The 13516-nt window shown below is 58.0% G+C and carries 12 protein-coding genes; 4 read left to right on the top strand and 8 right to left on the bottom strand.

What is annotated here, in order from left to right; all coding sequences use genetic code 11:
• Positions 1–50: 50 nt before the first annotated feature.
• Entirely contained in the window at positions 51–296 is a 246-nt protein-coding gene (locus ACESLM_RS08990; protein ID WP_372631223.1) for a hypothetical protein, read from the bottom strand.
• A 131-nt stretch (positions 297–427) separates the two neighbouring features.
• Positions 428–805, bottom strand: coding sequence for a winged helix-turn-helix transcriptional regulator (locus tag ACESLM_RS08985; protein ID WP_372631222.1), 378 nt, complete (start codon positions 803–805; stop codon positions 428–430).
• Between the two features lie 144 nt (positions 806–949).
• Between ACESLM_RS08985 and ACESLM_RS08980 the strand changes: the two genes are divergently transcribed.
• Positions 950–2173, top strand: a complete 1224-nt coding sequence (locus ACESLM_RS08980; protein ID WP_372631221.1) for an MFS transporter — start codon at positions 950–952, stop codon at positions 2171–2173.
• 1 nt (position 2174) lies between these two features.
• Positions 2175–3017, top strand: coding sequence for an aldo/keto reductase (locus ACESLM_RS08975; protein WP_372631220.1), 843 nt, complete (start codon positions 2175–2177; stop codon positions 3015–3017).
• Positions 3018–3020: 3 nt separating this feature from the next.
• Here the strand turns inward: ACESLM_RS08975 and ACESLM_RS08970 are convergent, their stop codons facing one another.
• The 3 genes from ACESLM_RS08970 to ACESLM_RS08960 all read right to left on the bottom strand — a co-directional run bounded on the left by ACESLM_RS08970 (position 3021) and on the right by ACESLM_RS08960 (position 7207).
• Positions 3021–4553, bottom strand: a complete 1533-nt coding sequence (locus ACESLM_RS08970) for a diguanylate cyclase (protein ID WP_372631219.1) — start codon at positions 4551–4553, stop codon at positions 3021–3023.
• 136 nt (positions 4554–4689) lie between these two features.
• Positions 4690–6060 carry an NADP-specific glutamate dehydrogenase gene (gene gdhA / locus ACESLM_RS08965; RefSeq protein WP_372631218.1) on the bottom strand — a complete coding sequence of 457 codons (1371 nt, stop codon included), beginning with the start codon at positions 6058–6060 and terminating at the stop codon, positions 4690–4692.
• Between the two features lie 169 nt (positions 6061–6229).
• Entirely contained in the window at positions 6230–7207 is a 978-nt protein-coding gene (locus ACESLM_RS08960) for a diaminopimelate dehydrogenase (protein WP_372631217.1), read from the bottom strand.
• Between the two features lie 308 nt (positions 7208–7515).
• Between ACESLM_RS08960 and ACESLM_RS08955 the strand changes: the two genes are divergently transcribed.
• Both ACESLM_RS08955 and ACESLM_RS08950 read left to right on the top strand, forming a co-directional pair.
• Positions 7516–8655 carry a winged helix-turn-helix domain-containing protein gene (locus ACESLM_RS08955; RefSeq protein WP_372631216.1) on the top strand — a complete coding sequence of 380 codons (1140 nt, stop codon included), beginning with the start codon at positions 7516–7518 and terminating at the stop codon, positions 8653–8655.
• Between the two features lie 60 nt (positions 8656–8715).
• On the top strand, positions 8716–9951 hold the full coding sequence (locus ACESLM_RS08950; protein WP_372631215.1) for an MFS transporter: 1236 nt from the start codon (positions 8716–8718) through the stop codon (positions 9949–9951).
• A 180-nt stretch (positions 9952–10131) separates the two neighbouring features.
• Here the strand turns inward: ACESLM_RS08950 and ACESLM_RS08945 are convergent, their stop codons facing one another.
• The 3 genes from ACESLM_RS08945 to ACESLM_RS08935 form a co-directional block, all read right to left on the bottom strand.
• Positions 10132–10590: an NUDIX domain-containing protein gene (locus ACESLM_RS08945; protein WP_372631214.1), complete on the bottom strand. Its 459-nt coding sequence runs from the start codon at positions 10588–10590 to the stop codon at positions 10132–10134.
• A gap of 155 nt (positions 10591–10745) precedes the next feature.
• On the bottom strand, positions 10746–11756 hold the full coding sequence (locus tag ACESLM_RS08940; RefSeq protein WP_372631213.1) for an ABC transporter substrate-binding protein: 1011 nt from the start codon (positions 11754–11756) through the stop codon (positions 10746–10748).
• A 110-nt stretch (positions 11757–11866) separates the two neighbouring features.
• Entirely contained in the window at positions 11867–13492 is a 1626-nt protein-coding gene (locus tag ACESLM_RS08935; protein WP_372631212.1) for a helix-turn-helix domain-containing protein, read from the bottom strand.
• Between the last annotated feature and the right edge of the window lie 24 nt (positions 13493–13516).

Here is a 13516-nt window from a genome sequence, read left to right as displayed (position 1 = left end):
GCATATTTACTTGCAAACAACAAATCCTAATGCACCGATTCATCCCCCACCTACACGCTCACTACGTGAGTAAGGTAGTTTAGAGGCCGGGGACTTCTCGGCATTGCGTTAAAAAGATAGGCAATCGCATGCCAGAGCGTAACGCATCCGTTCCAAAGGGCCGGAAGCAGGTTGACGATACTGTGGATCGGATGGAACAGCAAACCGATCATGCTGCCCAGAAACAGCATGACGAGTGCCAGTCCGATTCCGGTAATGGCATGCAGAATGTCCCAGAAAATAAACGCGACTTTCATGCCGACGCCGATTCCCCGGCTAAGCATGCCGGCGTTCGCAAAATAGTCCTTCTCGATCGCGATGTCCGTCTTGATATTGTGCAGCAGCTTGGACCCATTTATCGGACGGAAGTCCCTCTAAGCTCTGCAGCCTACCGATTCAGAACGTTGTCCTCCAGAACGGCGAACTTGTCCCCGTACTCCCGGATAATATGCGACTCTCCCCAGGCACATAGGGAATCCAGAATCGATTTCAGGCTCCAGCCGTATTCGCTCAGCTCGTACTCCACCTTCGGAGGCACTTGGTTGTAGACGATCCGTTTCACGATGCCGTCCTCCTCCAGCTCCCGCAATTGCTGGGTCAGCATCTTCTGAGTGATCGCCGGCATCAGGCGCTTCAAGTCGCTCGTGCGCTTCTTACCGTAAGTCAGATGGCACAGAATCACGCACTTCCACTTGCCCCCGATCACCTCCAGCGTAGCTTCGACGGAGATATTGTACTTTTTCTTGACTCCCGTTTCCTTCGCCATAACTCTCGCCCTCCTCGATATATAGGTACTAATAAGTATCTATAGCACAAAAAAGTACGTACTATTCATTTTTGGATCAGGGGTCCATAATAGCAGCTACCGGCCGGATACGACAAGCATGCAGAGGTGAGAATAGTGACATCCATGAATAAAAGAAGCTTCCTTGCCCTGATGGCGCTCGCCGTGAGCGCCTTCGCCATAGGCACGACCGAATTCATCAGCGTAGGCTTGCTGCCGCTTATCGCCGAAGATTTGCATATCTCGGTTACCGCCGCGGGTTTAACCGTTACTTTATATGCGTTGGGCGTCACTCTGGGAGCCCCGATCTTGACGTCGCTGACTTCCCGGGTATCCCGGAAAACGCTGCTGCTCTGGGTGATGATCGTCTTCATCGCCGGCAATCTGCTGGCCGCGACGGCGGACGGCCTCGCCGTTCTGCTCGCCGCGCGGATCATGGCTTCCCTGTCCCACGGCGTATTCATGTCGATCGGCTCCACGATCGCCGCCGATCTCGTTCCTCCGTCGCGGAGGGCCGGCGCCATCTCCGTCATGTTCTCGGGACTGACCGTGGCCACCGTAACCGGGGTGCCGTTGGGCACGTTCATCGGCCAGCAATTGGGATGGCGCGCGGCTTTCCTGGCCATCGTCGCCGTCGGAGTCGCGGCGCTCTTCGCCAATCTCGCCTGGGTACCGTCCGATCTCGGCCGGGGCCAGAAAGTACGACTTAGCGACCAAGCGAAGCTGGTTGTAAACGGCAGGCTGCTGCTCGTCTTCGCGATGACCGCGCTCGGCTACGGGGGAACGTTCGTCGTCTTCACCTATTTGTCCCCGCTGCTGACCGAGATTACCGGCTTCGCGGATCGGACGACCGCCGTCATTCTGCTCCTATACGGCGTCGCGATCGCCATCGGCAACGCGATCGGGGGCAGAGCGGCCAATCGCAAGCCCGTCCCGGCCCTATTCTACATGTTCGTCGCCCAGGCCGTCGTGCTGATCTCGCTCGCCTTCACCGCCCCGTTCAAGCTTGCGGGACTGGTCACCATTTTCCTCATGGGCCTGTTCGCCTTCATGAGCGTGCCCGGCTTGCAGGCGTACGTCGTCATGCTGGCCGAGCGTCTGTCCCCGCAAGCGAAGGACGTCGCTTCAGCCGTCAATATCGCCGCTTTTAACGCCGGAATCGCCATCGGAGCTTATCTCGGGGGCGTCGTCAACGACTCCGTCGGACTGATCCATACGACATGGATCGGAGCGATCATGGTACTGGGCGCCGTCCTGCTGACAGCCTGGGCCCGCTCACTGGAAAACAAAGACCAAAACCGCAACCCAATCGAACAAAACCAATCCGATTTGCAATGGAGGACCAACTGATATGATCAAAAATCTTCAAGACACCGTAACTCTGCACAACGGCGCGCGCATGCCTGGGCTTGGACTGGGCGTATTCAAAGTTGAAGAAGGACCGGAGCTCGTTCAAGCCGTCAAAACGGCCATTGCCCATGGCTACCGCAGCATCGATACGGCCGCCATCTACGAGAACGAAGAGGGCGTCGGCCAAGGCATTCGGGAGGCGCTCGCGGACAACAGGCTCGCCCGGGACCAATTGTTCGTCACTTCCAAAGTGTGGAACGCCGATCTCGGCTACGAATCCGCGCTCGCCGCATACGAAGCCAGTCTGGAGCGACTCGGGCTGGATTATCTGGATCTGTATTTGATCCACTGGCCGGTTAAGGGGAAATACAAGGAAGCGTGGAGAGCTCTGGAGACGCTGTACGGGGAAGGTCGAGTGACAGCGATCGGCGTCAGCAATTTCCAAATTCATCATCTGGAGGATCTGATGCAGTGCGCGGCCGTCAAGCCGATGGTGAATCAGGTCGAGTTCCATCCTCGCCTTACGCAGAAGGATTTGCTCCGCTATACGAGGGAGCAGGCCATTCAATTGGAAGCCTGGTCTCCCTTGATGCAGGGAGAGCTGTTGGACGATCCCTTGCTGAACGAACTCGCGGCCAAATACGGCAAGTCCGTCGCCCAGATCATTCTGCGCTGGGATCTTCAGCACGGGGTAATAACGATCCCGAAGTCGACCAAGGAGCATCGGATTATCGAGAACGCCCGGCTCTTCGACTTCGAGCTGAGCGGAGAGGACATGGAACGAATCGACGGCTTGAACGAGAACCGGCGCGTCGGGCCGGACCCCGACAATTTCGATTTCTGATTCCTAGCGTCCGGCGGTCTGCGTCTTCCTCGCTCTCTTGACCAGATACATCGCTTTGTCGGCGCTCATCAGCAGAGCGTCGGCATCGCGTCCATCCTCCGGATAGCGGCTGACGCCTATGCTCATATAAATCGGGAGAAGCTGCTCGCGGTACGCCAGCTTCTCTTCGCTTATTCTCCGTTCAAGCCGGCCGATCGTTTCCTCCAAGAAGTCGTTCGAAGGCGCGTGGCGAATGAACAGAACGAACTCGTCCCCTCCGAGTCTCGCCGCCATGCCGATCCGTTCCGCCGTCTCCCCGATGATCCGGGCGGCATGCTTCAGCACCTCGTCCCCCGCCTCGTGCCCGTACTTGTCGTTCGTCTCCTTGAACCGGTCCAGATCGATCAGAACGACCGCCAGCCCCAGCTCGTCCCTCTCGGCGTCGCGGATCGCTTCCTCCAGCTTGTCGTAGAAGTATCTGCGATTCGGCAATCTCGTCAGCGGATCGTGGAAAGCCAGAAAGCGGATTTGCTCCTGGCTTTCCTTCTGCTCGGTAATATCCCGGACGATCAGAATGAGATGAGGCTCGCTGTCCACGGATACGTAATCGCCGTCGATCAGCGCGTGCAGGCGCTTGTTTCCGTTATGGATCGACGTCTCGTAATCTTTGATCGTCCGTTTATTTTTAATCATCTGCCGCAGTTCCTGATCGATGAACCTGAATAGCGAATGCCGATTCGTATCGATGCGCTCGAACAGCTTTCTGGCGCTCGGGTTGGCCTCCTTGATCTTCCCCGACTGCTCGACGAGCAGGATCGCCGCCGGATTCAGGTTGAACAATTTCTCGTACCGCTTGGACGCGAAATCCAGAAATTCGTACCGGATCATCGCCAGACGGAGCATAAAGCACCAGATCACTCCGCCGTAGATGTACGTATACGGAGGAAGCCCCTCGAACTGAAAGTAACCGAACGCCACATGCCAGCACGTGCAGAGCAGCACGCTGAAGATGAGCAGGCGAAAAATCGCCCTGTGCTCCGGCACGGACGTCCTGGCTCTTCCTATATATAGTACGACCAGATACAGCGTACTGACGAGAATGCTTACCGTAAGCGCGGCATAGTAAGGGGTGTCGTAGACCGGGTACTTCCATACTCCGCTCTGGACGAACTCGCTAGAGGAAATGATCTTCTGCCGGCTCAGCACGTTCACGACGATGACGGCAAGAGGCAAGTAGAAAACGCCGGGATAGAGGTAACGCGGCATGAGCTTGTCCATCCCGGAAAACTTCGCCAGGAAATGAAAGCCCAAGCCCGGCATGATGACGCCGACGTTAGAGAACCATAGGGCGACCAGCGCAGGACTGTCGGATATCGGAAGCTGGTGCCGGACGTATTCTTCCGCGAACAGCAAAATATAGACGACGGAAGTCAGACCGAGCAGCCGGTGTTCGACCTTCCGAGAGTTGCGGACCATGACGTCCGTCCCCATATACGCAAAAAAAAGAATCGGGAGCAAGTAAGCGAACATAAACGTCCATACTTCCGATTGACTCACGTCGATCACGTCTCTTCCGATCATCGAGATAGGAATGCTGTGCCTATTTTATCACATAACTAGAAGAAGCGGCGCATGGAATCCATGGCCGCTTTATTGAATGAGTGCTATTGCTTGCCGTTCTCGGGAACCTTTCTTATACGACGCCTTGAGCGATCATCGTGTCGGCGACTCTGACGAAGCCGGCGATGTTCGCGCCGACGACCAGGTTGCCCGGATAGCCGTACTTGTCGGCCGCTTCGACGCTGTGACGATAGATGTTGCGCATGATGTCGTGAAGCTTGGCGTCGACTTCCTCGAACGTCCAGGACAAGCGCATGCTGTTCTGGGACATTTCCAGCGAGGACACCGCCACGCCTCCGGCGTTGGCCGCTTTGGCCGGTCCGAACAGGACGCCGTTGTTCAGGAAGACGTCGATAGCAGACAGCGTGGAAGGCATGTTCGCGCCTTCGCCGATCGCCTTGACGCCGTTCTTCACGAGCAGCTCGGCGTCTTTCTCGTCGATCTCGTTCTGCGTCGCGCAAGGAAGAGCGATGTCGCAAGGGACCGACCAGATGCCTTCGCAGCCCGGCGTGTACACCGCGTGCGGATGCTTGAGAACGTACTCGCTGATCCGCTTGCGCTCGACTTCCTTCAACTGCTTCACGAGATCCAGATCGATGCCGTTCGGATCGTAGATGTAGCCGTTGGAGTCGCTGCACGCCACGATCTTCGCGCCGAGCTGCTGCGCTTTCTCGATCGCGTAGATGGACACGTTGCCCGAACCGGAGACGACGACCGTGCTTCCTTCGAAGCTCAGGCCTTTCGCTTGCAGCATCTCGTTCACGAAGTAGACGCAGCCGTAACCCGTCGCTTCCTTACGGGCGAGACTTCCGCCGTAGAGCAGCCCTTTGCCCGTCAGAACGCCGGCTTCGTTGCCGCTTCTGATCCGCTTGTATTGACCGAACATGTAGCCGATCTCGCGGGCTCCGACGCCGATGTCGCCGGCCGGAACGTCAACGTCCGGACCGATATAGCGGTACAGTTCCGTCATGAAGCTTTGCGTGAAGCGCATCACTTCGTTCTCCGACTTGCCTTTCGGATCGAAGTCGGAGCCGCCTTTGCCGCCGCCGATCGGTTGGCCGGTCAACGAGTTTTTGAAGATTTGCTCGAAGCCGAGGAACTTGATGATGCTCGCGTTAACCGACGGGTGGAACCGGAGGCCGCCCTTGTATGGTCCAAGCGCGCTGTTGAACTGCACGCGGAATCCGCGGTTGACTTGCGGCACGCCTTTGTCGTCGATCCAAGGCACCCGGAAGTAGACGACGCGCTCAGGCTCGGTAATGCGTTCCAAAATTCTGTGCTCGATGTAATGCGGATTGACTTCGAAGACCGGGATCAAGGAATCGAGGATTTCTTTGACCGCTTGGAAAAACTCTCTTTCGCCTTGGTTACGGTTGATGACCGTCTCGTAAACCGACTGCACGTAATCTTTCGCTGCTTGCTGCCTATCCAGAACTGTGGTCAAGTTGGACGCTCCTTTAGACTGAACGGTAGCGACATGCCGCGCCGTTTGCAGTTTTTGATTGTTTCTTTATACTTTAGCGCATCTTTGATTACAAATATTAATAAAATGCGCTTTGTAATTCCAATAAAAGATTTTTTCGCAGCCGATCAAAATCCGCGATGAACCTTGATTAAAGCAGATCGCGGCGCAGTTCTTCCCCCGATTTCGGAGACAGATACGCGAACGGAATGTCGAATACCGTCTTCGCTCCGGCTTGGCCTTCCCGGCTCAGGCGGACGCCGGCTCTCGCGTAAGCGACGAGCACGCTCGCGGTAAATTCCGGATTGCTCTCCAGCTTCAGGCCGAATTCGATAATCTGCTTCGTGCTCTCCCCGGTGATTCCGCTGCGAATGACGAATCCGCCGTGAGGCATGCCCTGATGCTCGGCTTGCAGCTCCTCTTCGGTAATGAACGCCACCGTCGTATCGTAATCGGAGAAGTAGTTCGGCATCGACACGATCGTCTCGCGAATCGCTTCCCGATCGGCCCCCTCTTCGGCCACGACGAAGCATTGGCGAAGATGCTTCTCGCGAGTCGTCAGATCCGGCGTCTCGCCCGAGCGAATGCGCTCGATGACCTCTTGCACCGGAACCGTATATTGCACGCCGGCTTTCACTCCCGGTACGCGGCGGATCGCGTCGGAGTGGCCTTGGCTGACGCCTTTGCCCCAGAACGTGTAGTCCGTGCCTTGCGGGAGAATCGATTGGGCCAGCAGCCGGTTCAGCGAGAACAGCCCCGGATCCCACCCCGTCGAGATGACGCTCAGATTGCCGCCCTGCTTCGCCGCGGCGTCAACCGTGTCGTAAAACTCCGGAATTTTCGCATGCGTGTCGAAGCTGTCCACCGTATTGAACAAGCGGGCGATGGCCGGAGTCTGCTCCGGCAAGTCGGTCGCCGAACCGCCGCACAGAATCATCACGTCGATCACGCCTTTATACTGCTCCGCCGCCGAGACGTGTTCGAACTTCACGCTGCCCGAAGCCAGTTGATCCGGCTGCCTGCGCGTAAATACGGCGACCAGTTCCATGTCCGGATTTTGCGCGAGAGCCTTCTCCACTCCCTTGCCCAGATTGCCATACCCGACGATGCCTACCTTGATCTTGCCCATCTCTTTCCTCCCGCGATTTTCCGCTAATTTGTAGAAAATCAACAAATTTTCTGCTTTGATATTTTAGTATTTTAAGTTCATCAACGCTTTAATGCAAACAAATATTTATATAGTGCAAATATAGTGCAAATCATTCATCATAAAGTGCAAACTTTATGTAGAATATTCACAATTTATGGCGGATTAAGACGAGGGGAGACATTGCCCATCGACCGTCCAGACTCCGGCATCCGGTCCCCATGCGCCTCGCCGTCGGAATGACTAACGGATATAATGAAGAGAACATCGTTTCTTCGGGAGAACCTGCCATGATTCATTTCGATCCGGATACCTATCAGGCCCTCTACGCCGGGCAGAGCGTGCAACTGCTGCCGAAGGAGTTCGCGCTGCTGCGCTACCTGTACGAGCACGCCGAGCGCTCGTTCTCCAGGGACGAGCTGCTGGACGCTGTCTGGCCGCTGGAAGCTCCCGGAGACCGGACCGTCGACGACCATATTTACCGCGTGCGCAAGAAGCTCGCCCCGTGGTCCCATCTGCTCCGGTTGGACACGATTCGCGGGCAAGGCTATAAGCTGACGCGCACGGACGCACGGCTGCGGGAAAACCCGCTTCTGCAGGACGAGCATTTCGCTTCCGATGTAAACCGAATGTTCGCCAAATACCACGGCATGGGCATGGGAGCGGCGATGCGGCTGCTGTCGGCGAACCGCGACGTGCTCGGTCTGCCGGGCGACCCGTTCTACGATGCCTACGTTCGGTTCGTCGGCGGAGATTTCTCCTGGCTGCTCGAAACGAACGGCATTGATCGATGGCAGCAAGCCGTCTACGCGGCGTTCATTCACGCTTCCATCCAATTCGATCCTGCCGCTTCGCTGCGCTGCTTCGAAAGACTTATCGCCAAGGGAGACGAGCTGACCCCCGCGTGGCTGACCGATCTGAAGCTGAACGCGGTCTACCTGTATCTGGAGGCGGGGATGACGGAGCGCGCCCGCTCTCGGCTCGAAGGGATTCGTCCGGAGATCGAGGAAATGGATTCCCCGAGCTTCTCCGCGTTGTTTCTGCTGAAGGAGATGCTTCTCGCCCTGGAGGAGGGCCGTCCGGTAGCGGCGGCCGCCAAGCTGGAGGAGTGCGGCGACCTGCTGGCGCGCCATCCAATCCGGAGAGAGAAGGGCGCCTATCTCGTGGCCAAGGGCCTGTATCTGTACCGGCAGGGCAATCCGGCGCAGGGAAGGCAGGCGGTGGACGAGGGAATCGAGACGACGCGGCAGACGCAATTCGTCCCCCATCTGCTCGCCAACCTGAAGCTGGTCCTTCTGCATCTCGGGAAATACGCCCCGAACGACGACGCCTTGCGGAAATATCGGGGCCAATGGAACGCGCTTGCCGAGCAATACCAATTCGACGAGCTGCTGGTTAAGACGAACCGGCTGCTCGCGGCTCTTCTCTGATCATTCTCTGACATTCCCCTGCTACGATGATTCTATTCATCGACACAGGGGGTTTTTCGTATGTTCCTATTGCGCGCCAACCGCGCCTTCGCCAAAATGTTCGCCGCCTACGGGCTGGCCGCTTTCGGAGATTATTTGGATTTTATCGCCGTATCGATCGTGATGGGGTTCGTGTGGAAGGCGGACCCGATGACGATGGCGCTTCTGCCGTTGTCCTACGCTGTACCCGGCATACTGTTCAGCCAGCTGGCGGGAATCTTGGCGGACAGATGGAATAAACGCAATCTGATGATCGCGACCGATCTGATTCGGGCCGCCTTGACGCTGATGCTGATCTTCGCGCCCGACGTCTGGACGCTGCTCGGGCTGTTGGGGCTGCGGTCCGCCGTGCGCGTCTTTCATTTCCCGGCTCAACAGGCAATGACGCGGGCCGTTGTCGAACCCGGGCAGCTGCTGCAAGCGGCCTCGCTCAACGGGGCCGTCTTCCAGCTCTCCAAGGTTTTCGGTCCGCTGCTGGGCGCGTCGCTCGCCTCAGCCTTCTCTCCTTCGGCCTGTATGGCGGTCAACGCGGCCTGCTACGTCCTATCCGCGCTGCTGCTCCTGTCGATTCCAGCCCGGAGCGTACCCGCCGCGGAACAACCGCTTGATGAGAAGCACGGCTCGATGGGGAAAGCTTGGAAGGAAGGGTGGCTTATCGTGCTGAAAACCCGCTTGCTGCTGACGAGCATCCTGTTCGCCCTGACCGGCCTTGCCGGCATTCAACTGATCGACGCCCAGATTACGACGCTGGTTCGCGAGGTGTCTCCGGAGCGCCCGGAGCTGCTCGGCTGGCTCGTCGCCTCGATCGGCGCCGGCGGGCTTGCGGGCGTCTTCTGGCTGCGCAGGCTCAAGACACTGACGGCCTACGGATGGCCGCTGGGCGGAGGCGTGGCGCTAATCGGCTTCATGTTCGCCGCCGCAGGCTTCTTCCGCCCGGACACCCCGATGTGGTTCATCCTGCTGTCCTCCTTTGCCGGAGGCATCGGTACCGGGCTTACCTCCGCGGGCATGAACTACATTGTGCAGAAAGAGACGCCCGCCGATGCCGTCGGCCGCATCAGCGGCATTATGGAGTCTTTAAGCGGCGCTCTCTTCGTGGGCGCGCCGCTGGCCGGGGGAGCGCTGGTTCGGTTCTGCGGAGTGTCGTCCGCCTTCCTGTTCGTCGGCCTGGCCGTCGGGGTTGTCGGAATCGCGGGGATGACGTTACGACGGCGGCTGTGGCGTCTTCCGGCGCCGATCGCGCAACCGGAGGGCTGATGCTTCGCAGCTGTCGGATGTCGTGTAGAGGACGTGATCGGAGCTCTCCTGAAACAAACCTCTCGTCATGGATGGCGTTTTGCGGCACGCCCCGCTTGCGGAATTCAAGCCGGAACGCGACCCGCTGTCGGACAGCTCCAGGTTGCCCGTTACCAAGCCCGCAGCCTCCATTCGATCAACTCAACCGACATCCCCCACATAGCAGGGACCGAAGACGCCGTTGCGGATCTTCTCTCCCAGGGCGCTCGGATACACCCGAATTTCGCGGAGCCGATCGAACGGGACCCATTCGACTCCCACTTGATGCTCGTCCGGATGGATACCGTTGCCCATTGCGGAATCCGGACGCTTCAGGCGGCATCGAAAATAAAACTCGACTTGGTGAACGTCGAAATCCCACTCGGCGAATTGATGATTTTTACCGATATACTCGCGCACGAACAACAGCTCTCCCACTTCGACTTCCTGCCCGATCTCCTCCATGCATTCGCGGACCGCGGCGTCCTTCAGCTCTTCTCCTTTCTCCTGGCCTCCTCCGGGGAACAGATAAAAGAAGCCCTCGTCGTCCTTGTTCTGGGTCAGCAGCAAACGATCGTCCCGAATAATAACGGCTTTAGCCGAGTTGCGGATCGATTTCATGATGGCGTCGCTCCATTCGATATTTAGGATTACACTCGATTATATCCTACCCGCCGAGGCAGCACGAATGGGGCGAAGGGAATTCAGCGGTTCAACGTACAAGATAGAAGGACCGGGCAAGCGCAGGCTTCCGGTCCTTCACTATTTTCATGAGCTTAATGCTTCTGCAAAAATTCCGCGATGCCTTCCAGTTGGGACTTGAGCGCGATCGGATCCTGGAAGTAGAAGTCGTCCACATTGTAATCGTACACGGCTCCCGCTTGCACCGCCTTCACATCCTTCCAGATTTTGCTGCTCTCTATGGAAGCTTGATTTTTGCCGCTTGGATCGCGCAGGCCGCGGAACAGATAGTCGGCCTCGCCCAGATACTCCGGTATCGATTCGAGCGACAGCGGCGCCCAGCCATTCTCGAACGCGGCGTTCACGACCTTCTGAGGCGCCTTCAGTCCCAGCTCGTCGTACAGGATGGCGCCGCCGCGGCCGAAAGATTTGCCGTACAAATACAGTTCTTTCTCCCAGATCTCGAAGATCGCTACCGTCTTGCCGCTTGCAATCACGTCCGCGAGCAGCTCCTTCTTCTCGGCGACCGCCTTGTCGAACGTGTCCAACCATGCGTTCGCTTCGGATTCGCGGCCGAGAATGCGGCCGATTTCCTGAAGACGTTCGCGGTATGCGTACTGTCCGTAAGGAATGAAGACAGTAGGAGCGACTTTGGACAGCGCCTCGTACGCTTCGTCGTTATACGTGATGATCAGATCGGGCTGGAGCGCCACGATCTTCTCCAGAGCCGGGCCGGCATCGTCTCCGATATTTTCGACCCCGTTCAGGTACTCCTTGTAGTAGCTGGCCTGGAACACCATCGGAGGAGCTCCGATCGGCGTTACGCCCGCGGCGATGACGTCCCCTACGTAGTCGGGAACGGTTACGACGACGCGTTCCGCCTTGGCCGGGATTTGGATAACTCCTTTGGCGCTCTCGTAATCGCGCATGCCCGAATTCGCGGACTCCGACGCTTCTGCCGAAGGCGACGCCGATGGAGCAGCGCTCGCCGATACCGGCTGCGACTCCGCCGCCCCGTTCTCCTTCTTTCCTCCGCACGCGCTTATTAACAGAACGACCGCCAGCAGCATGCCGGCAATCATCCAACCTTTACGACGACTGTTCAACCTTGCCATCCCCCTAAATGAAAATGATTTTTATTATCAATTGGAATGATAGCAAGATTATACTTCGACTGTCCATGGCGTAAAGTCATCGTATTGTTTATGGACGATTTTCATTTTTCCCGACGCAGCAGCGCATGCATCTGGAGCTCCAGCTGTCTCTCCAGAGCGAAGCCTTCGCTGAAACGGAAATCCTCCAGCCGCATGACGTAAACCTGTCGCCGACGAACGGCCTCCAGCCCGCTCCATATCGGATCGCTCTCCAGCTTCCGCATCGTGCTTGCCAAGTTTCCGTTGCCTTCACAAGCAATGATGAACATATGATCGGCCGCATATTCGGACAGCCGCGATTCCGGAATGCGCAGATGCCGATTCCGATCCAGAACCTCCTTCTTGACCCGCGAAGGAGCGTTCAACCCCAGCACTTGAAAAAGGTTAGAAGCGGCACGCGCCGTATGATTCCAGACGTAGAGATGGTCGTCGCGGCTCACCTCGTAGACGGCGACCGTCTCTTCTCTGCCGACGGCCCCGCTCCTCTCCAGCTCCGTCTTGGCCTGCGCCGCCTTCTGGCGGAACGAAGCGATCCACGCTTCCGCCTCGACTTCCCGGCCCAGCATCGCGCCTAAGTGCCGCACTTCTTCCAACCGGTCCATCGTATCCCAGTCCACCGCCAGCACGGGCATCCGCTTCTCAAGCGCGGTTATCCACTCCCGCTGCGCGTAAGCGTAGGTAGGAATAATGAGCAAGTCCGCGTTCAGCCCGGCTACTGTCTCCACGATTTTGTCGTCGATTCGCAGAGGAACGACTTCCGTCAGCTTGTCCGCGATCGCGGCCGAGTAGTGCATCGTCTCTTCCAGCGCCGCAACGGGGGGCAGGCCGAGCGCCAGCAGAGCGCCGACGAACTGCACCGTCACGATGCGCCTCGGCTTGGGCAAGCTGTGGAACGCGCGAGGCGGCATGCCGGTCACCTGGCTGAACTTGCGGCTCAAATACAAGCCGTCCGAATAGCCGACCTTGTGCGCGATCTGATTAAGCGGCTCGTCGCTCTTCAGCAGCCACTCCTTGGCCTTGTCCACCCGGATGCGGGCAAGGTAATCGGTGAAGCTCCAGCCCGTCTGCTTGTGGAACAAGCCGGAGAAATAGCGGGGATGGTACCCCGTCATGGCTGCCATGCCCGAGCTCGTAATTTTCTTATCGTAATGCTGATGCATGTATTCGACGATTCCTCGAATGGACATGTCCATCAGAGACACTCGCCCGGCGGTCGGAACGCCCGCCAAGAACACGCTCCGAAGCAGCTCGCGTATCGCGGAAGAGAGGTCCGCATCGGGTGCCTCCCGTTCGTCCAAGCCGCGCAGCAGTTCTTCCGTTCTCTCCGGCAGCGCGTAGTTGACGTAGGTCATCGGAGGAAGGGTGTCGCGATTGACCCGATAGACGAGACGGGACTTGGAGTGCTCGGCCAATTCGTACCGTTCGAACGTGACGATCTGCAGCTTCGCCTCGCCGCCGGAAGCCCACCACTCGATGGCGACATCGGGAGGAATATAGGCGATCTGATTGCCGTTCAGGATCGTCCTCTGTCCGTCCAGCCACATCTCCGCCTCGCCCGAACGGGGCGCCAGAAGAGAGGGGAGAGAGGAACAATGCTTGCGGATCGGCGCTCCCTTGACCGTCGTCTCCAGCGTCGACCCGATCATTCCGAACAATTCCTTCGTATGCTGCCGATGCCGGTCGTCCATTCTCTCCGCCTCCCTCGTCTTCGG

It is taken from the genome of Cohnella sp. (assembly GCF_041641335.1).
In the GTDB taxonomy this organism is placed as follows: Bacteria; Bacillota; Bacilli; order Paenibacillales; family Paenibacillaceae; genus Cohnella.
The sequence above is the reverse complement of the archived record's forward strand: the minus strand, read 5'-3'. Positions and strand labels throughout refer to the sequence as shown.